This window comes from Tamlana crocina, assembly GCF_012037625.1.
Genome location: NZ_JAAVJS010000012.1, coordinates 18355 through 39364 on the forward strand (window position 1 = coordinate 18355; position 21010 = coordinate 39364).

The 21010-nt window shown below is 37.7% G+C and carries 14 protein-coding genes; 7 read left to right on the forward strand and 7 right to left on the reverse strand.

The genetic code is table 11. The features are described from left to right. The first annotated feature begins 139 nt into the window (after window positions 1–139). Entirely contained in the window at window positions 140–2722 is a 2583-nt protein-coding gene (locus HC176_RS09840; RefSeq protein ID WP_167918034.1) for a phosphoenolpyruvate carboxylase, read from the forward strand. An 80-nt stretch (window positions 2723–2802) separates the two neighbouring features. Here HC176_RS09840 and HC176_RS09845 read toward each other — a convergent pair whose 3' ends face one another. From HC176_RS09845 to HC176_RS09865, 5 genes are all read right to left on the reverse strand, one after another. After that, window positions 2803–3141, reverse strand: coding sequence for a P-II family nitrogen regulator (locus HC176_RS09845; protein WP_167918035.1), 339 nt, complete (start codon window positions 3139–3141; stop codon window positions 2803–2805). Window positions 3142–3272: 131 nt separating this feature from the next. Beyond that, window positions 3273–4502, reverse strand: a complete 1230-nt coding sequence (locus HC176_RS09850; RefSeq protein WP_167918036.1) for an ammonium transporter — start codon at window positions 4500–4502, stop codon at window positions 3273–3275. 33 nt (window positions 4503–4535) lie between these two features. Further along, entirely contained in the window at window positions 4536–4874 is a 339-nt protein-coding gene (locus tag HC176_RS09855; protein ID WP_167918037.1) for a P-II family nitrogen regulator, read from the reverse strand. A gap of 149 nt (window positions 4875–5023) precedes the next feature. Next, window positions 5024–6310, reverse strand: a complete 1287-nt coding sequence (locus tag HC176_RS09860; protein WP_167918038.1) for an ammonium transporter — start codon at window positions 6308–6310, stop codon at window positions 5024–5026. A gap of 98 nt (window positions 6311–6408) precedes the next feature. Then, the gene (locus HC176_RS09865) at window positions 6409–7422 is read right to left on the reverse strand and encodes an outer membrane beta-barrel protein (protein WP_167918039.1); all 1014 of its coding nucleotides are present in this window, start codon (window positions 7420–7422) and stop codon (window positions 6409–6411) included. Between the two features lie 468 nt (window positions 7423–7890). Here HC176_RS09865 and gltB point away from each other — a divergent pair, with 468 nt between their 5' ends. Continuing rightward, window positions 7891–12405 carry a glutamate synthase large subunit gene (gltB, locus tag HC176_RS09870; RefSeq protein ID WP_245234872.1) on the forward strand — a complete coding sequence of 1505 codons (4515 nt, stop codon included), beginning with the start codon at window positions 7891–7893 and terminating at the stop codon, window positions 12403–12405. 4 nt (window positions 12406–12409) lie between these two features. Then, window positions 12410–13873, forward strand: a complete 1464-nt coding sequence (locus HC176_RS09875; protein WP_167918040.1) for a glutamate synthase subunit beta — start codon at window positions 12410–12412, stop codon at window positions 13871–13873. Window positions 13874–13930: 57 nt separating this feature from the next. Here HC176_RS09875 and HC176_RS09880 read toward each other — a convergent pair whose 3' ends face one another. Together HC176_RS09880 and HC176_RS09885 are read right to left on the reverse strand one after the other, a co-directional pair. Beyond that, window positions 13931–14680, reverse strand: coding sequence for a LytR/AlgR family response regulator transcription factor (locus HC176_RS09880; protein WP_209309698.1), 750 nt, complete (start codon window positions 14678–14680; stop codon window positions 13931–13933). Further along, entirely contained in the window at window positions 14670–16724 is a 2055-nt protein-coding gene (locus tag HC176_RS09885) for a tetratricopeptide repeat-containing sensor histidine kinase (RefSeq protein WP_167918042.1), read from the reverse strand. Before HC176_RS09885 ends, HC176_RS09880 begins: the two co-directional genes overlap by 11 nt. A gap of 181 nt (window positions 16725–16905) precedes the next feature. On the opposite strand from HC176_RS09885, the gene HC176_RS09890 reads away from it, so the two are divergent. From HC176_RS09890 to HC176_RS09905, 4 genes are all read left to right on the forward strand, one after another. Continuing rightward, window positions 16906–17880, forward strand: coding sequence for a vWA domain-containing protein (locus tag HC176_RS09890; protein WP_167918043.1), 975 nt, complete (start codon window positions 16906–16908; stop codon window positions 17878–17880). Window positions 17881–17931: 51 nt separating this feature from the next. Next, a complete protein-coding gene (locus HC176_RS09895) occupies window positions 17932–18471 on the forward strand; it encodes a hypothetical protein (protein ID WP_167918044.1) in 540 nt (179 codons plus the stop codon). Window positions 18472–18575: 104 nt separating this feature from the next. Continuing rightward, window positions 18576–20264: a hypothetical protein gene (locus HC176_RS09900; RefSeq protein WP_167918045.1), complete on the forward strand. Its 1689-nt coding sequence runs from the start codon at window positions 18576–18578 to the stop codon at window positions 20262–20264. A 39-nt stretch (window positions 20265–20303) separates the two neighbouring features. After that, entirely contained in the window at window positions 20304–20852 is a 549-nt protein-coding gene (locus HC176_RS09905; RefSeq protein ID WP_167918046.1) for a hypothetical protein, read from the forward strand. Window positions 20853–21010 lie beyond the last annotated feature (158 nt).

The window sequence follows — 21010 nt, forward strand, 5'->3', positions numbered from 1 at the left end:
AACCATACTCACCATTTTGTTTCATTATCCTTAATAAGTTTTCTATTAAGGAATAAATTTGATAAATCTTTGAACAGACTATGTTGGTTAGCTATAGCTTTAGTATTTTTATGGTTCATTTTGAACATAAAAAAATTATATGTCAGTAGAACCAAAATTAAAAAGATTCAACCAAAGTGTTTTGTCAAAATACCAAATATACAACAGTATATTTATGACTTTACCCTTTGATTCTGTTACAAAAACCGGGGTCCTTTTGCCTTTATTCCATGAAACTTGCGAAAAAGGATTTAAAAAAGGCGACGACCCAACAACCATTGTCGACACCTTTTTTGAAAAATACCAAGCGCGCCGATCAAAAGAGAGTCAAATAAATTTACTTTTTAGGTTCATCCAATACATTGAGCGCCAAGTTGTACTATTTGATGCTATTGAAGATGCCGCTTTTCCTACGGTGAACAATATGGAAGGCGTGGGTACATTAAGAAACCTTAAAGGCTCGGCCATTTCTGAAGACAAACTTGAAGAACTCAAGGAATATCTTGAAGAATTCAAGGTTCGCATTGTACTTACAGCACACCCTACCCAGTTTTATCCAGGATCGGTATTGGGTATCATCACGGATTTAACAAAAGCGATTAAGGAAAACAACCTATCTGAAATCAACAACTTATTCGGGCAACTAGGAAAGACGCCTTTCTTTAAGCACAAAAAACCTACGCCTTACGATGAAGCCAAAAGCTTAATTTGGTATTTGGAAAACGTGTTTTACCAATCGTTTGGCGATATTTATAATTACATCCAACAGAATATTTTCACCGATGCCAAAAAGCACAACGAAATTATCAATATAGGATTCTGGCCAGGTGGCGACCGCGACGGAAACCCTTTTGTAAAACCAGACACTACTTTAAAAGTAGCCAACAAACTGAAGCAGGCTATTCTTAAAAAATACTACGAAGACCTTAAAAAATTAAGAAGAAAGCTAACCTTTAGAGGGGTTGAGAAGCGTATTATAAAATTAGAAACCATACTGTACAATTACAGTATAGACCTTAACTACAAAAAAGCGATAAGCGCCCAAGAACTGATTGACGAATTGCTTAGCATTCGCGATTTGGTTGTTGAAGAACACCAATCGCTTTATGTTAACGAAATAAATGACCTTATTAACAGAGTACACATGTTTGGCTATAATTTTGCAACATTGGATATTAGGCAGGATAGCCGCATCCACCACTCTGTTTTCACAACGGTTATAGACCACTTGATTGAAACGGGCAGTTCGTCGTTCCCAAAAAATTATCACGATTTATCGGAAGCTGAGCAAATTGAAATCCTTTCAAAAGCAGATGATAACATTAAGCACTTAGATGTTTTTGAAGATGAAATGGTTTACAACACCCTTAAAACCATCTCAGTAATAAAAGACATCCAAGCGAGCAACGGCGAACGTGGTGCTAACCGTTACATTATAAGTAACAACCAAACGGCGCTTAACGTAATGCAACTATTTGCCATGCTTAAAATAGTAGCCTTTAAAGAGGAATTGACTGTTGATGTGGTACCATTGTTTGAAACCATTACCGATTTGGAAAATGCACCAAGCGTTATGGAACAATTATACAGTAACCCGCAATACATGGCTCACCTTAAAGCTCGCGGCATGAAACAAACCATCATGCTAGGTTTCTCTGACGGAACAAAAGATGGCGGTTATTTAATGGCGAACTGGGGCATATACAAAGCCAAGGAATTACTTACCGAAATGTCGAGAAAATACGATGTTACCGCCATATTCTTTGATGGTCGCGGCGGACCACCAGCTCGTGGAGGTGGAAAGACGCACCAATTCTACGCTTCGTTGGGCCCAACCATTGAAGACAAAGAAGTTCAATTGACCATACAAGGACAAACCATTAGCTCTAACTTCGGAACTTTAGATTCGTCACAATACAACCTCGAGCAATTGATCAGTTCGGGCATCATGAACAAGTTAAAGGAAAAGAACCGCATGAGCGATGAAGACCGTGTAGTTATGAGTGATTTGGCTGAAACCAGTTACCAAACCTACAAAAACTTCAAAAGCCACCCCATGTTCATTCCATACTTGGAACGCATGAGTACTTTAAAATATTATGCCAAAACCAATATTGGAAGCAGACCTTCAAAACGAGGTACTTCAGACAAATTGGTATTTTCAGATTTGCGAGCAATACCGTTCGTAGGATCTTGGAGCCAGCTGAAGCAAAACGTCCCTGGATTCTTTGGAGTAGGAACTGCCTTGAAACAGTATGAAGACCGTGGTGAATTCGATAAAGTGGAACACCTTTACAATAACTCTAAGTTCTTTAAAACCCTGTTGGAAAACAGCATGATGTCTTTAACCAAATCATTCTTCGACTTGACTAAATACATGTCTAAAGACGAAGAGTTCGGTGCATTCTGGAACATTATTTACGAAGAGTACCAAACCACAAAAAGGTTACTACTTAAATTGACTGGATATAGCGAATTGATGGAAAATGAACCCTCTGGAAAAGCTTCTATTCAAGTTAGGGAATCAATTGTATTGCCATTGTTAACGATACAACAGTACGCCCTTAAAAAGGTACAGGAGCTTGAAAAAGCAGGAATTGATAACGACGAGAAAAAGATTTTTGAAAAAATTGTTACGCGTTCGCTATTTGGTAATATTAATGCCAGTAGAAATTCGGCTTAATAAAAAAAAAGCCTATAAATACAAAAAGCGCTTATTCTTTGAATAAGCGCTTTTTTTTGTTTTCCGTTTAATTTTCAGATTTAATTGAGCGTTTCTCCTCCCTTTCTTCCTGTTCTTATTCTATAGGCTTCTTCAACTTTCGACACAAAAATTTTACCATCGCCCACTTCGCCCGTTGAGGCCGACTTTAAAATCGCATCGATGGCCGGTTGTGCAAAATCATCATTTACTACAATAGACAGATACCTTCTTTGAATATCGCTGGTACTATAGGAAATACCACGATAAACATGGCCTATTTTTTCGTTGCCCAAACCTGTAACATCCCAATAAGAAAAGAAATTAACCCCAACGTCGTGCAACGCTTCCTTTACGACATTAAACTTCGATTTTCTTATAATCGCTTCTATTTTTTTCATGCTATATCACTTTGATTTAATTTGGTACTTTTAGTTACGTTCACTTTCGTAAACGTAAAATAAATATAACAAAAAAAAGGATGCCTTTTTTAAAAAAGACATCCTTAATTCTAATTAAACTTAATTGAATATTAATGTTCGTTCAATCGGAAATCTGGATAAGCATCCATACCGTGCTCGTGGGCATCCAAACCTTCCAATTCTTCTTTTTCAGAAACTCTAATTCCAACAGTTTTCTTCATTACAAAGAAAATAAGGAAAGACGACACCAAACAAATCGCAGCATAGCAAGCTACGCCAGTTAATTGCGCCAAGAATGTATGATCTGGGTTTGTTGAGAAAATACCAACAGCTAGCGTACCCCAAATTCCGCACACTAAGTGTACCGCAATCGCACCAACAGGATCGTCTAATTTAATAGCATCGACAAAGCTAACTGCAAAAACAATAAGCGCACCAGCAATACCACCAATAATAATGGCACTTTCTGGAGTCATTACGTCTGCACCAGCCGTAATACCAACCAATCCTCCTAAAATACCATTTAGGAACATGGTTAAATCTAAATTTTTATACTTAATAAACGATACGAAAGCAGCAACCACACCACCGGCAGCGGCAGCTAAACACGTAGTCACCAAAGTTAATGAAGTTAATTCTGGATCGGCAGAAAGCACGGATCCTCCATTAAAACCAAACCATCCTAACCATAAAATCAATACACCAGCAGTTGCCATTGGAATACTATGACCTGGAATAGCCTGAGCTTTTCCGTTTTTAAATTTACCAATTCTGGCACCAAGCAACCAAACGGCTACTAAAGCTGCCCATCCACCAACAGAGTGTACCAAAGTAGAACCAGCGAAATCGTAGAAACCTAATTGATCTAAAAATCCACCACCCCATTTCCAAGATCCGGCAATTGGGTAAATAATTCCAACGTACAATACGGTAAACACCATGAATGGTCCAATTTTAATACGTTCGGCAACGGCACCCGATACAATAGTAGCAGCGGTTGCGGCAAACATTCCTTGGAAAAGGAAATCGGTCCACCACGTATAACCACCATCGGCGTACTCTGGGGTCATTCCGTTTTCAGGAGCTGCAATACCAAATCCTGCAAAATCGAATATACCTGCTGCGCCTTCTTCAAAACCTGGGTACATTAAATTGAAACCAGCGATGTAGTAAAGCAACAAGCCTACGGTTATAATAAATATGTTTTTAAATAAAATGTTAATTGTATTTTTTTGTCTAGTCAATCCAATTTCTAAAAATGCAAATCCTGTATGCATAAAGAAAACTAGTGCCGTACAAATCATCATCCATACGTTGTTTGCTGTAAATAATCCTTCCATTATAATTGTTTTATGTAATATTTTTTGTTTTTGTTATTTTAAAGTTTCTCCGCCTTTTTCACCTGTTCGTATTCTGTAACATTCATCTACATCTGAGACGAAAATTTTACCATCGCCTACTTCACCGGTTCCGGCCGAGCTTATTATAGTTTGAATGGTTTTTTCTGCAAAATCATCATTCACCACGATAGACAGGTATCTACGCTGAATATCGCTTGTGCTGTAAGATACACCTCTGTAAACATGACCTTCTTTTTCGTTACCAAGACCGGTTACGTCCCAATAAGAAAAGAAGTTCACACCTACTTCGTGCAAGGCTTCCTTCACCACACTGTATTTTGATTTTCTAATAATTGCTTCAATTTTTTTCATAATTCATTATCTTATTTGGTTTTAGTTTTCTTAAAAATAGAAAATAATTTCATTCTCATTAAAACCCTTATTCGCATTTTGTAAATGTTTAAAAAGTGCCCTTAAAACAAAGGCACTCTTTAAACATGATGTTATAATTTTAAAACTTATTACTCCTCAATTTCTCTTTGTCTCTTACCTGGGTAAGCAATTGAACCGTGCTCTGACCAGTCAAGACCAGCTATTTCTTCTTTTTCAGAAACTCTTAAGCCTAAGGTTTTCTTCATTATATACAGGAATATGAAGGATAACGCAATAGCCCAAACAGCATAGGCAACCACACCAATGGCTTGAGCACCTAGTTGAGCAGCGCCACCACCGTTAAATAAACCAATACCAGTGTCGCCATCTACACCCCAAAGACCAATAACCAAGGTTCCCCAGGCTCCAGCAACACCATGTACCGAAATGGCACCAACAGCGTCATCAATTTTTAATGTTTTCTCAACAAAGCCTATAGAGTACACTACAAGAATACCTCCAATCAGACCCGCTAAAACAGCACCACCTTCAGTCATGTTACCACAACCAGCGGTTATACTTACCAATCCGGCAAGCGCACCGTTTAAAGTCATACTTAAATTAGGCTTTCCGTTTTTAAACCAAGTTAAGAACAAACCACTTAATGCACCAGCGGCAGCAGCTAAATTGGTTACAAGCACTACTTGCGAAGCACCGGTGGCATCATCGCCACCCCAAGCCAATTGAGAACCACCGTTGAAACCGAACCATCCTAACCAAAGGATAAATACACCTAAAGTAGCGTACATTTGGTTGTGACCATGCATTTCGATTGGTTGACCATTAAGGAACTTACCAATTCTTGGCCCTACCATCCAGGCAGCTACTAAAGCCGCCCAACCTCCAACGGAGTGCACGATAGAAGACCCAGCAAAATCGATAAACTCGGCCGGCATAATACCATCGGTATTATTTAACCATCCACCGTTCCATTCCCATCCACCAGCAATTGGGTAGATAAAGGCCGTTAATATTAAACTGAAAATAGCGTACGTTGTATATTTTGTTCTTCCGGCAATAGCACCTGAAACAATCGTGGCGGCCGTAGCGGCAAATACCGTTTGGAAGAACAAATCGGCTGCGCCTTGAGAGAATATAAAACCACCCCAATGGAAGAATCCTCCCCCAGCATCGGCACCGTACATTAAAGAATATCCGATGAACCAGAACGCCAACGAACCTACTGCAATATCCAGGAAATTCTTCATGGCAATATTTACAGCGTTTTTAGAATCTGTCATTCCAGACTCCACTAGAAAGAATCCTGCTTGCATAAAGAATACTAAAATACCAGAGATTAGCATCCAAAGCATTCCCATGTCGCCTTCAATAGCGGCGGTGTCTTGCATTATAAGGGGGATATTTAATATTGACATAATAAATAATTTTTAGGGGTTAGTTAATTTGATAACAAAGCAAGCTCTTTATTTAAAACAGAACTTGCTTTGTCTGTTTTATGTGATTGCGTTACCTTTTAGAACGTTATAATAGCAGCTAAAGTAAAGGCAGCTAAGCTATCGGTAGGAGCTCCGTCGCTATCAACAAAGTTTCCATAAAACATTCCATCATCTTGGTTTGTTAAAGCATCCAATCGAACCTCTGGCTTAATGATTAAGTTTTCAACAGTATAGCTTCCTGTTAAAGTGGTAGCGAATACAGATGGTAAATCGTCGCCATCACCGTGCAGAGCAAAGTACTCACCTCTTAAACCAATTGAGAAGCTATCAGAAGTTGCAACTTGAGGATATAATGCGGCACCGTAGAAACCAGCTCCATCATTATCGTTATAAGCAGCGTTTACACCCAAATAGAATGAATCAGATAAATCGAAACCACCGGTATAGTCGATTTCAAAACCTAAACCGCCGTTGTTCCCACTGTCATAATATAAGTTAAGGTACTGACCGTAAGCTCCAAGCTGAGCACCAAAAGCATACTCTCCCGTCATTGAAATATCGTTAGTATCCCAAGGGTTGGTTACTGCTAACATTAAACTTACATCATCAGACAAAGCAAAATCGGCTTTTAAACCCATGTGCGAGAAAGGTCCGCTTGAAAATAAATAAGAACAGCTGTAGTTGAAGTTTGCGGCAGGTGCTATAACCTCGTAACCTAAAAAGGTATTCCATCTACCAAATGTTAAGGTTGTGTTCTCTGATACCATCCAGTAAACGTACGCTTGGTTTACTATTCCATCAACAATATCAGTATTGAAAGTAGCACCAGCACCTCTTGGCCCTGTTACTAAATCTAAAACCCCTCCTACTTTCTCTCCTTCATAGGTAGCAATAATATTACCCATACCCAATGCGAAACCAGATTTACCAGCAAAAGCAGTTCCAAATGTAGCACCATCATTATCTGGAGCTGTTAAATAGGTTTGATAGTAAGCATCTACACTACCTGTGATGGAAAGCTTACTCGCCTCCTCTTGAGCAAATAGACTACATGTTAGAAAGAACATTGAAAGTGTGATAAATTTTTTCATAATTGTTTTCATTTAAGTTATTAATTCTTTTTTGTTAATTTTTCCTTAAGAACGATGTAAAACTATCATAAAAAAAATTACCCCCCGAAAAAAATAGGGGTTATTAAATCATTTTTATCAATATTCTAATTTACCCCCTATTTTTTTAGGGGTATTAATCTTAAATCTTATTTTTTTAATATTTCAACAATGCTTTGGTTTGAATTATTGTCAGTATTTTCAAAATTTTGATGCAGTTTTTTTTGTTTAACCAACATTTTATTGACTTTAATTAGCATATCTATATTTATTACTAAAAAAACACTGTTTGAATATTTATTAAAAAAGCGATGTAATATTGATATATAATTATTTTTAATTGAGGTTCGCTCCTAAAATCGAAATAATGAAACGCACCTTATTGCGGTTCGAAAACTAGTGAGTATCTTTACGTTTCAACTCAAGTTTTAAAACCAATAATTGTTGATTATGCTGACGAAACAAGGACTTTATTTACCAGAATACGAACATGCCAATTGTGGTGCTGGTTTTATTTGTAATCTTAAAGGAGAGAGAACAAATCAAATCATCCATGATGCCTTGGAGATTCTGGTAAAATTAGAGCACCGAGGGGGTGTAAGTGCCGATGGAAAAACTGGTGATGGTGCTGGTTTGCTAATTGATATCCCTCATGATTATTTTAAACGGGTTTGCGATTTCGAACTGCCCGAGCAAAGAGAGTATGCCGTTGGTATGGTATTTTTACCCAAAAACGCCAACCAATACACCTTTTGCAAAAACACTTTCGAAAAAGAAATTAAAACCCAAGGGCTTTCCATTTTAGGATGGAGAAAAGTACCTGTAGATTCTAGCCAATTGGGTGAAATCGCCAAGGCTTCAGAACCTAATATCGAACAAATATTTATCGGTAAAACCGACGCTATAGACGAAGCTACGTTTAAGGCAAAATTATACGCTGCCAGAAAAATAACGGAGCATGAAATTATGAACTCAAAAATTTCAGAAAGTTCATATTTCTACCTACCAAGTTTATCAACAACAACCTTGATTTATAAAGGCATAATCATGCCAGAAGATATTGGCCCATATTATACCGATTTACAGCAAATAGATTTAGTAACCCGTTTGGCATTGGTACACCAACGTTTCTCTACCAATACCATGCCTACTTGGGAGCTGGCACAGCCTTTCCGCTTTATGTGTCAAAACGGTGAGATCAACACCTTAAGAGGTAACGTAAGCCGTATGCGTGTTCGTGAGGAAATCATGAAAAGTGATGTTTTCGGTCCGCAAATCGAAAAACTATTCCCTATCATTTTACCAGGCAAATCAGATTCAGCTTCTATGGATATGGTAGTAGAATTGTTAACCCACACCGGGCGCTCGCTACCAGAAATCATGATGATGATGATTCCTGAAGCATGGGAAAAACACAAAACCATGAGCGATGATAAAAAGGCATTCTACGAGTACAATGCCTGCATTATGGAGCCATGGGATGGCCCAGCCTCTGTACCTTTTACTGATGGTGACTACATTGGTGCTTTATTAGATAGAAATGGTTTAAGACCATCAAGATATACCGTAACAAAAAGTGGTAAATTAATTATGTCTTCTGAAATTGGTGTGGTAAATGTAGACCCTGCCGATGTTCAAAGCCACGGGAGATTGGAACCTGGAAAAATGTTCTTGGTAGACATGAACGAAGGCCGCATTATTGAAGACGAAGAAATAAAAACAAAAATAGTTTCTGAAAGACCATATAAGGAGTGGTTGGACAAAACCCGTTTACATTTAAAGGATGTACCATACACCAACGAAACTTGCCCGATTGAAACTATAGATATTAAAACACGTCAGCGTTTATTCAACTATACGTTTGAGGATATTCAGGAAGTTATCACCCCTATGGCCGTTGCCGGAAAAGAGGCTTTAGGCTCAATGGGTATCGATACGCCATTAGCGGTGTTATCAGACAGACCTCAACTTATCTCAAACTACTTTAAACAATTGTTCGCCCAGGTAACCAACCCACCATTGGATGGTATCCGTGAGGAAATTGTAACCGATATTAGTTTGAATTTAGGTAAAGACCGTAACATTTTCAGCATTACCGAAAGACAATGTAGAAAATTAAGAATTCAAAATCCGGTTATTTCAAATGCCGATTTAGAAAAGATCAGAACCATTTCCATCGACAGCTTTAAGGCTGAAACTATTCATATTCTTTATCCAAAAGCACAAGGATTAAACGGACTGGAAGACGCTCTGGAAAACATTATCGTTCAAGTAACAAAAGCACTTGAAAGAGGTACAAACATCATTATACTTTCAGATAGAGGAGTAAATAAGGATTTTGCTCCAATACCTGCATTATTGGCATGTTCGTATGTAAACCACCAAATGAACCGTTTACGCAAGCGTTCGTATTTCGATATTATTGTCGAGTCTGCCGAGCCTCGCGAACCGCATCACTTCGCTACCCTGTTTGGTTATGGCGCCAGTGCCATCAACCCTTACATGGTAAACGAAATTATCAGAATGCAGGTGAAGGAAGGCTTCATTGAAAACTTAAATGAAGAGCAAGCGGTTGAAAACTTCAACAAAGCCATTGGTAAAGGTCTGTTGAAAATCATGAACAAAATTGGAATCTCAACACTACATTCGTACCGAGGTTCGCAAATTTTCGAAATCGTTGGTTTCAACTCTTCTTTTGTTGAAAAATACTTCCCGTACACAGCTTCAAGAATTGAAGGTATTGGTCTTTACGAAATTGAAAAGGAAATTAACGAACGCTACAAGCAAGCGTATCCAGATAATTTAATTGATAAAAAGCTAGGTTTAAACATTGGTGGTGATTACCGATGGAGGCGTAACGGCGAGCGCCATTTATTCAACCCAACAACGGTTGCCAAATTACAGCAGGCGGTTCGTTTAAGCGACCAAAACAGTTACGATGTTTATGCCAAAGCCATCAACGAACAGTCTGAAAACTTAATGACTATTCGTGGTTTATTTGAGTTCGACAACCTAGACCCTATTCCAATCGAGGAAGTAGAGCCTTGGACGGAAATCGTAAAGCGCTTCAAAACAGGTGCGATGTCTTACGGGTCGATTTCTCGTGAGGCACACGAAAACTTGGCCATTGCCATGAACCGTATTGGAGGAAAATCCAATTCAGGTGAAGGTGGCGAAGACAGAAAACGTTTCCAAAAAGATATGAACGGCGACAGCCGAAACTCTGCCATTAAACAGGTAGCTTCAGGTCGTTTTGGTGTAACGTCTCACTACTTGACCAATGCCAAAGAGATTCAAATTAAAATGGCACAAGGTGCAAAACCAGGTGAAGGCGGACAGCTTCCAGGCGAAAAAGTATTGCCATGGATTGCTGCCGCACGTAATTCCACCCCTTTTGTTGGATTGATTTCACCACCACCGCATCACGATATTTATTCTATCGAAGATTTGGCACAATTAATTTTCGATTTGAAAAATGCCAATCGCGAAGCGCGAGTAAACGTAAAATTAGTATCGGAAGTTGGTGTAGGAACCATTGCTGCCGGTGTGGCCAAAGCGAAAGCCGACGTGGTTTTAATTTCTGGTTACGATGGTGGCACGGGAGCTTCTCCTTTAACTTCATTAAAGCATGCTGGTTTACCTTGGGAACTTGGACTTTCAGAAGCTCAACAAACCTTAGTATTAAACAACCTGCGTAGCCGAATTGTTGTAGAGTGCGACGGCCAGCTAAAAACAGGTCGCGACGTTGCCATTGCTGCTTTATTAGGTGCTGAGGAATTTGGTTTTGCCACTGCTCCGTTAGTAGCTTCTGGTTGTATCATGATGCGTAAATGTCATTTAAATACTTGTCCTGTAGGTATCGCTACTCAAGATAAAGAATTGCGTAAAAACTTTAAAGGCACCCCAGAGCACGTTATTAACTTCTTCTACTATGTGGCAGAAGAATTAAGAGCGATTATGGCTCAATTAGGATTCAGAACATTAGCCGAAATGGTTGGACAAACGCATAAAATCAATGCCAATAAAGCCATTAAACATTACAAAGCTAAAGGGCTGGATTTATCGAGCATCCTGCACAGGCCACAGGCTTACAGCCAAATGCCAGTGAGAAACACAGAACCTCAAGACCACAACCTTGAAAACGTTCTAGATTTCAAAATATTAAAAGATTCGCACAGAGCTTTATATAGAAAGGAAAAAACGAATTTGAGTTACAACATTAAAAACATCAACCGTACCGTTGGTGCTATTGTAAGTAACGAGGTTTCAAAAATATATGGCCACCTAGGCCTACCAGAAGACACCTTGAATATTAACTTCACTGGGTCTGCCGGACAAAGTTTTGGTGCGTTTGGCGCACATGGTTTAACCTTTACGGTTGATGGTAACACCAACGATTACTTAGGTAAAGGACTTTCAGGTGCTAAATTAATTGTAAAGAAGCCTGCTACAGCCGACTTCATTGCCGAAAACAACATTATTGTTGGTAACGTTTGTTTATTTGGAGCCGTTCAAGGCCAAGCATACATCAACGGTATCGCAGGAGAGCGTTTTGCGGTAAGAAACTCTGGAGCACACGCCGTTGTTGAAGGTGTTGGAGACCACTGTTGCGAGTACATGACTGGAGGTAGAGTTGTTGTTCTTGGTAAAACCGGAAGAAACTTTGCTGCTGGTATGAGTGGTGGTATCGCTTACGTTTACGATCCTGAAAACAAATTTGTTAACGGTTTATGTAATACAGAAACCATTGAATTTGAAGACATTTCCACTGAAGATGCTACAGAATTAAAAGCGCTTGTTGAAAAACACACGCTGTACACAGACAGTAACAAAGGGAAAGCGCTCTTAGAAGATTGGGACAATAGCTTAAACAACTTTGTAAAAGTTATGCCTATAGAATACAAACGTGCCCTTAAGCGTTTAGAGACAGAAGAACCAATGGTAGAAGAATTAACAACAGCATAATGTCATGGGAAAAGTAACCGGATTTAAAGAATTTGACAGACAAGATGAACAATATACCCCAGTAAACGACAGGGTAAAACATTATAAAGAATTTACAGTTCCATTAAGCGAAGAAGAGATCACCAAACAAGGTTCTCGTTGCATGGATTGCGGTATTCCTTTTTGCCATAGTGGTTGCCCACTAGGTAATTTAATACCAGATTTTAACCATATGGTGCACCAAGGTGAATGGCAAAAAGCCTCTTGGCTATTACACGCCACCAACAACTTCCCAGAATTTACTGGAAGATTGTGCCCTGCGCCTTGCGAAAAATCCTGTGTATTGGGTATTATCGAAGACCCCGTGTCTATTGAAAATATCGAAAAACAAATTGTTGAGCGTGCATTTGCAGAAGGTTGGATAAAACCTCAGCCACCAAAAACCAGAACAGGAAAAACCATCGCCGTTGTTGGTTCAGGCCCTGCTGGATTGGCCGCTGCACAACAATTAAACCGTGCTGGACACACCGTAACCGTTTTTGAAAGAGACGACGAAATTGGTGGCCTTTTACGTTATGGTATTCCTAACTTCAAAATGGAAAAAGAAGTTATAGACCGCCGTTTGGCCATTTTAGAGGCCGAAGGCATCACCTTTAAAACCAACGTTAATGTTGGGGTTAATTACGATACCGAAGAGCTCAAAGCTTTTGACGCTGTTGTACTTTGTGGTGGCGCTACCGAAAGACGTAGCTTACCTACTCCTGGCATTGATGCTGATGGTGTAGTACAAGCAATGGATTTCCTAACCCAACAAACCAAAGTTCTTTTTGGTAAAAAAGTAGAAAACCAAGTCATGGCAACTGACAAAAACGTTATTGTTATTGGTGGTGGCGATACGGGATCTGACTGTGTTGGAACCTCTAACCGTCACGGTGCAAAATCGGTAGTGAATTTCGAAATTATGCCTAAACCTCCAGGGCACCGTTCGCCAACTACGCCTTGGCCATTTTGGCCATTGCAGCTTAAAACATCGTCTTCTCACGAAGAAGGTGTTGAGCGTAACTGGTTGATTAACACCAAAGAGTTCATTACGGACGAAAACAACAAACTAACTGCACTAAAAACAGTTAACGTAGAGTGGAAAATGGTTCCGGGTGAGCGTCCTCAATTAATTGAAGTACCGGGTACTGAAAAAACTTGGCCATGCGATTTAGCGTTATTGGCATTAGGTTTTACGGGACCAGAAAGCACTTTAGCTGACAAGCTTGGCATTGAAAAAGATGCCCGTTCAAATTACAAAGCAGAATACGGAAAATACCAAACCAACATCCCTAACATCTTTACTGCCGGTGATATGCGCCGCGGGCAGTCGTTAATTGTATGGGCTATTTCTGAAGGCCGTGAGGCCGCTCGCCAAGTTGATCTTTTCTTGATGGGCAAATCAGATTTACCTTCTAAAGATATGACAGGCGATTTGGTTGCTTTATAAAAACCGAAACATATCATTCATAAAAAATGCGAGCTATATAGCTCGCATTTTTTATACTTATAAATTAATCAACTGTTTTAAAAAACCTTCTTTACTGCTTAACGACACTTTAACTTTTTCAGCATTACTCATTACAGCGTATGGTGGTTTTGTTTTTGTATATTTTTTAACGTGAACTAGGTTTACCAAACACGATTGACTTACCCTGTAAAAACCACTTTGATTTAGCATTTCTTCGAAACGCTTTAAAGTTTTTGAACTTGTTACTTTCTTTCCGTTTTCAATGTAAATGTCAGTATAATTTACTTTAGCTTCACAATAAATAATACTGGAAACATCTAAAACAACGCATTCGTTAGCTGTATTTACACTAATACGTTTTTTGGTAGGATCTTCTTTTAAATTATAGAGTAATGTATCTATTTTTTTATTTACATCGTCAGTAGATTTTTGAGATTTCAGCCTATTTACAACCTCATCAAAATCATCAAAATCAATAGGTTTTAATAAATAATGTAGCGCAGCAAACTTAAATGCTTTTACAGCGTATTTACTGTAAGCTGTAGTGAAAACTACCATAAAATTTAAGTGCTTTACTTGTTGCAAATATTCAAACCCTGTTTGATTATTAATTTCAACATCTAAAAAAACCAAATCGGGGTTTAATGCCTTTGTTGCTTCAATAGCATCTGTAAGGTTTGTGCATGTTTTAACAACATTAAAAACATGACTGTATTTATTGGTTAGTTTCAACAAAGCATCTATGCAATGCTGCTCATCATCTATAATTATAGTATTAATCATCATTTAAATATGCTAACTGATAAGGTAATATCACTTCAACTCTTGTACCTAGACTTTTATTAATAATGTTAACTTTTGCGTTTATGTTTTTGGTTTTGTTTAAAACCGCAATTCTATCGTTTGTAATTTTCACACCCAATGATGTGTGATCTGTATTCTTTTTATTAGTATTTGTTATGCCCACACCGTTATCATCTACACTATAACACAACTCTTGTTTATTTAATTTTTTAATTTGAATAGTAATTACACCAGAACCGTCAAGTTTTGATACGCCGTGCCAAATACTATTTTCAACAAACGGTTGCATAATCATCGATGGTACTAAAACGTTACTTTTATCAATACCATCATCAATTTTAATTTCATAATTAAATCCGTTGGGAATGCGTTTTTTTTCAATATCTAAATAATTTTCTAACAGCTTTATATCTTCTTCAACAGTAATATTTTCATACATAGACACCTCCAATGTCTGTCTCATTAGTTTAGAAAATTTAATAAGGTAATTTGAAGCATCATTAATCTTATTGCAAACAATATAATTATTTATAGAGTTTAGTGTATTGAAAATGAAATGCGGATTCATTTGTGCTCGTAAGGCCTTTAATTCGGTTGTAGCAACTTTGGCATTAAAATCGGCTTCTCGTTTTTTCTTGTAAAAAACCATTAATCCAACAACAAAACATAAAACAATACCGCTACCAGCTAAATACGTGGTTTTTATAAATTTTTGCCTTTCTAACTCATTTGCAAAAAGCAACTGTTCTTGCTTGTAATTATTCTCTAGTATGCTTTTTTCATTTTGGTACTTGTATTTTTCTTCAAGCCTTACTAATTCTTCTTTATTTTCAATAGAATTAAAACTGTCTTTTAATATTATAGCTTCATTAATATAATTATATGCGTTTTTATAGTCTTTTAACTGCTTGTTTACTTCTGTTAAACCTTCTAAAGCTGATACTTGCAATGATATGCTTTTTGATTTTTTAGCCAAACTATAAGCCTTTTGATAATGATTCTTAGCTTTATGTAAACTGCTTGTATTCAAGTAACTTTCGCCAATGTATTCATGAACTATGGCTAAATTATTGGTGTTGCCAAGGGTTTCATAAAGCGCTTTAGCTTTGTTGAAATTATTTAGCGCTTTGTTATATTTTTTTAGGCCAACGTTTACAATACCTATATTGGTTAGGGCGTTGGCCATACCTAATTTATTGTCGCTTTTTTGCATTATGCCATATGACTTTTGGTAATTATCAATGGCTTTTTGTTGCTGGTTTAAATAATCATAAATGTTACCAATATTGTTGTAACTATTTGCTAAACCGTATTTATAATCTAAAGTTTTATAAATTTCTGAAGCTTTTTCATGATATACTAATGCCTTCTTATATGTTTTTAGTTTAGTATATAAAATCCCAAGGTTTTGGGTGGTATTAGCAAAATCTAAACTAATGGTGTCTTTTAAATCTTTATAAATGGTGAGAGCTTCTAAATACTTCGACAAAGAAGATGGATAGTCAGACAAATACATGTAATTAACCCCCATACTATTAAGCATTTTTGCCATCAACACACTATCATTTGCTTGTTTAAATGCTTCAAAAGCTTCAATATTACATTTATTAGCTTTTGCATAATTGCTTTTATTGAAATAAATGAGCCCTTTATTATAAATAAGTCTTGCTTGCTTATTATAATTGTTGGTAGTTTTATAAATTTTACCTGCCTTATCATACATGGCTAATGCCATGGAATCATTACCAATTGTTGAATAATTATGCCCCTTGTATTGGTATGCTCTTGCCTCTTTATCTATGTCCTTTAAACTTTTGGCAAGCAAAAGAGCTTCATCTAAAACTTTCAACCCTTTTTTAGCATTAATGGAATAGTAATAATACCCTAAATCTGTTAACAAATTTAATCTAGTAGAATCTGCCAACTTCGTGCTTAGCAATTGGTTTTCTAAAGAATCAATATCTCTTTGTTGAGCTACCAGAATAGCATTTAGCAAAAAAAACAAGAAACATATTTTTTTAAACATAAAAAGATTAAAACATTGTTGCTGAACCAAATATATAAACAATACGAAAAATATACTATTCGCACACAATAAAAAACTCACAAATAATAACTAGAAGTTGTCAAATAATAAATTTAGGTGTTCTATTAATAGCTGTAGTATTATTTTCATTGCGCTATTAACAACCATAAAATTATCTATCATGAAAAAATTCCACTTGCTTTTCTTGATTGCATTCATTTTTGCTGCCTGCTCTAAAGACAGCGACAATAACCAAGATGAAGCTGCTTTTGAAAACTTGAACGATCAAACTACCGTAGCCATCGAAACCACCATACCCCGGATGGAAATCTCGCAATCCGGAAATAACATTACCATATTGCTATCGGTGACCGACCAAGACGGCACGCCTCTCGAACAATTTACACTGGGCAACTACACTATTAAAGTTTATGTAAATGGTGACGACGCCGAAACCATTGCGCAAAACAAAATCGTACTATCTGAATTTGAGCAGTTGAACAACAAACCTTTAGCTGCAGCTACTACCATGGACTATTCGGGGAGCATGGGGTATTATGACAAATTAGAAATGGAAGAAGCCCTTAGGAATTTTATAGGCCTTAAGAACAGTAATGACCTTATGTCAATCATCAAGTTTGCTTCCACTATAGAAGAAGTACAACCGTTTACAACAGATGCTACGCTATTGGACGCCGCCATTGACTTAAAACCAGGCATTGGGTTTTCAACAGCATTTTACAGCGCTTGCGACCTTGGCCTTGACCAAGTAAACAAACTCTCCAACGTACTCCCTGTTGTTATTGGGTTTACCGATGGCTACGATAATAGTTCAAATATAAACCTGGATGATTTGATCGATAAATCAAAAAACTTGGTCATCCCTATTTATACCGTTGGCTTTGGTGGCACAGACGAAGATGGGCTGCAATATTTAGCCGATGAAACCGGTGGCCGCTATTTTTACGCACCTACCAACGAAGACATTAGTAACCTATACCAACTCATAAGCCAACAATTGCGAAAGCTGTATGTATTAGATTGGAGTGCTAGCTACTCAACGGGCACAGAGCTAACCATTGAAATAACTACCGAGTACACCTCTGCAAACGGCTCCTTTACAAGTACGTCAACAAAATCTATAATTATCCAATAAAAATGGCCGCACTTTTTTGAGCCATATACTAACCTTTACTTTTTTAAAAACATGAAAAAAATTATTCTATTTTCAGCCTTTTTGGCAACTATGCTATTATGTAACACAAGCCACGCACAACGTATGGCCGAAGCCGGCGTTTTAGGTGCTGGTTTGGCTTGGACTTCTCTAAATTACGGAGTCTCGGCAAAATACAACTTTACCGAAAACCATACCGGTCAGGTCATTATAGGTTCGGCCAATTACGGTTTTAGCTATTCTGGACAAAGTAGTTTTTCGTTTACAGGAAGGTACAGTTATAATTTTGATGTTGGCGATGTGAGTTTTGCCAGCTACAAACCTTACGTTTACGGCCAAGCAGGATACTGGACATACAAATATGATTTAGGTCCATATTTTGGAGGTGAAGAATACAACCTAAACGCAATAGCCTTTGGTGCTGGGGGTGGCGTTGAGTGGAGCTTCAACGATTTTGTAGATGGGCTCTCCTTCTCGTTCGAACTGGGCTTTACCAGCGTTTCATTTGATGGCGTTGGATCTATTGGCGGCTTTAATGGTGGGGCAGGAATACATTATTACTTTAACCTTTAACCGCCCAGTAACAACACCTTAATAACAACAAAAAATGCAAAGATGCAAGGCTTCTACTTAGAGCCTTGCATTTATTGCCTTATATCATTTCAAAACCAGGAAAAATGCTTAAAAACATATCCATTTACAAAAACATCGTGTGCTTTCTATTTATTTGTACCGCTGGATATGCACAACAACTGAACGATAAAATAGAAACCATTGCTGCATCGCTTCAAACCGTTGAAGATTCAAAATACGAGTACAGCCAAAGCCTAAAACTACTATCCAGTAATTATGCCAGCTACACACTAACATCGGTCGATACAAAAGGAAATTCTGATGAATATGCTTACAATTTCAGTTTTGCAGATGTAGATGTTAACACCGTAAGGTCATTGACCAAAAAGGACGTCATCATCGTTCAGCTTTTAATAAACGGAAAACAAAAACTGATAAAGGAAACATCTGGCAACGGCGAAAAAGTAAATTATGTAGACAATGTATCGTTCTACGCCAAAAACATTGATAATGCGCGAAACCTGGTAGAAGCCATAAAAAGCACCATTCCCGTAAACGAAACCCTGGAAAAAAACAAACTGGCACTAACCACTTACCAAGACCACGTAAAATGGCTGGAAGAAAACATTCAGGATGTAGATTACACAAAAACCCAATTTGTACAAAAAATTGAAGCCGGCAGCGCCAACAATGGTCAACTAAAACTCAGCACTACAGAAAATTCCAAAAGCAAAACCCAAGCTTTTGATTACGAGTTCAACCTCTCAACCCTTAACCCCAACAGCCTACATTTCAAGATAAGCGGCGACGAATTTTACATTGAAGCCACAAACCGCCGCAACATAAAGGCCATTAAAGTATTTGAAGACGGCGCCCAGCAAAACTATAAAGACGACATTAGGTTTTATTGCGGCTCCATAGAAAACGGCAAAGACCTCCTAAAAGTACTGGCACAGGCCATTCCCCTAGCCGAAAAAGCCTTTGAAGGGTCTAGGCCAAATATAGCATCTACGCCAAACGCCATGGCTTTCTTAAACAAGGCCGTGGGCAATGTGGCCAACGGCGAAAGCACTTACACCCAAAGCATTGAAGGCGATTGCGTAGCCAAAGTAAGTATAAAGGAAGCCAACCCAAAAGAAACCACAGACTATCAATACAGCTTCAATTTCAGCGATATAAATGTGGACAATATTGATTACAACTCCAACAAAACCCAACTCTACGTAGAAATATACACCCGTAAAAAAGCGAAATTTATCCGTAATACCGAAAACAACGAGCTGCAAAACTACACCGATGCCTTTAAAATATACTTTGAAAATATTGAAGATGTATTAACGGCCAAAGAAGCCTTAAAAAACATAGCCAAAAACTGCGAAAGCTATAAGGCCGAAACCAACGCAAACACTGTATCCAGTGGGCTGGAAGCCTTAAAAAACAGTATTGGCATGGTTAAAATTGGCGACGACTCTTACGACCAAACCTTCGAGACCGTAAGCACCGACCCCTACATTGTTAAGCTAACCTCGGTATTCTCAAACCTTAAAAACAGTAAGGAGACCATTTATGAGTTTGGCATGGGCGATATCAACTCCAAAAACATCAGCATAGAAACCTCGGGCAAAGAAGTAATGGTTGAACTGAACACCAAACACCTCGAAAAAATCGTAAAAACCTATGAGGACGGCGAAATAAAAAGCTATAATTACAACATTGAAATACAGGCCACCGATATTGAAAATGCACGTAGCATCGCCAGTCTTTTACAACAGATTACCGAAAAGTTAGAATAACAAATCATCGCTATTAAACAACCCTTTAAAATTAAAAAAATGAAAGCAAATCCTATTTTTAAACTATTAGCTCTAGCATTATTATTGGCTTTTTTAGGATGTTCAAAAAGCGATAATGATATTGACGACCTTCAAACAAACAATAAGTTTTTCGCAAAGGTTAATGGCACTAATTTTGTTTCGGGAGACCCTTATATTGGTGCCAGTTACAGAGCTGACGACGGTGATGGAATTAATGTTCTATCCATAATAGCCGCTGATGTAGAAAACGTCAATTTTGGCAAAGCGATAGGAATTACATTTTCGGTTATTGATGATAATTTTGAATTAAAAGATGGGTTGGTCCTAACACAGAACTCCCCCAATGTTTTCCTTCTCCTTGGCAGTTATACAGAATCAAGTGATACTGATGAAGAGTTTATTGAAAATACGTCCATCCGTTTGGAAATAACCAAAGTCAATAAAACCAACAAACAAGTTTCTGGAAACTTCAATTTTATTGCCGTTGTGGAAGATGCTTTCGGTAGCGAAAAAACATATACCGTTACCGATGGTGTGTTCAACAACATATCATACACCGAAGACTAATCGATAATTTAAAAACACAATTATTAATTAATCCTTTAAAATTTTAAAACAATGAAAATAAAATACATTTACTCTCAATCTTAACAGTATTTAAACAAATCAAGCCGTAGCCTTCCCATAAGCCTTGCGGTATTATTATTAATTCATACACACTCTCA

What these genes read in the sequence shown, in the direction of transcription:
- HC176_RS09900 (WP_167918045.1), top strand. Translation starts at nt 18,576, where the DNA reads ATGCTTAAAAACATATCCATTTACAAAAACATCGTGTGCTTTCTATTT.
- HC176_RS09875 (WP_167918040.1), top strand. Translation starts at nt 12,410, where the DNA reads ATGGGAAAAGTAACCGGATTTAAAGAATTTGACAGACAAGATGAACAA.
- HC176_RS09890 (WP_167918043.1), top strand. Translation starts at nt 16,906, where the DNA reads ATGAAAAAATTCCACTTGCTTTTCTTGATTGCATTCATTTTTGCTGCC.
- gltB (WP_245234872.1), top strand. Translation starts at nt 7,891, where the DNA reads ATGCTGACGAAACAAGGACTTTATTTACCAGAATACGAACATGCCAAT.
- HC176_RS09885 (WP_167918042.1), bottom strand. Translation starts at nt 16,724, where the DNA reads ATGTTTAAAAAAATATGTTTCTTGTTTTTTTTGCTAAATGCTATTCTG.
- HC176_RS09845 (WP_167918035.1), bottom strand. Translation starts at nt 3,141, where the DNA reads ATGAAAAAAATAGAAGCGATTATAAGAAAATCGAAGTTTAATGTCGTA.
- HC176_RS09880 (WP_209309698.1), bottom strand. Translation starts at nt 14,680, where the DNA reads ATGATGATTAATACTATAATTATAGATGATGAGCAGCATTGCATAGAT.
- HC176_RS09840 (WP_167918034.1), top strand. Translation starts at nt 140, where the DNA reads ATGTCAGTAGAACCAAAATTAAAAAGATTCAACCAAAGTGTTTTGTCA.
- HC176_RS09850 (WP_167918036.1), bottom strand. Translation starts at nt 4,502, where the DNA reads ATGGAAGGATTATTTACAGCAAACAACGTATGGATGATGATTTGTACG.
- HC176_RS09895 (WP_167918044.1), top strand. Translation starts at nt 17,932, where the DNA reads ATGAAAAAAATTATTCTATTTTCAGCCTTTTTGGCAACTATGCTATTA.
- HC176_RS09860 (WP_167918038.1), bottom strand. Translation starts at nt 6,310, where the DNA reads ATGTCAATATTAAATATCCCCCTTATAATGCAAGACACCGCCGCTATT.
- HC176_RS09905 (WP_167918046.1), top strand. Translation starts at nt 20,304, where the DNA reads ATGAAAGCAAATCCTATTTTTAAACTATTAGCTCTAGCATTATTATTG.
- HC176_RS09865 (WP_167918039.1), bottom strand. Translation starts at nt 7,422, where the DNA reads ATGAAAAAATTTATCACACTTTCAATGTTCTTTCTAACATGTAGTCTA.
- HC176_RS09855 (WP_167918037.1), bottom strand. Translation starts at nt 4,874, where the DNA reads ATGAAAAAAATTGAAGCAATTATTAGAAAATCAAAATACAGTGTGGTG.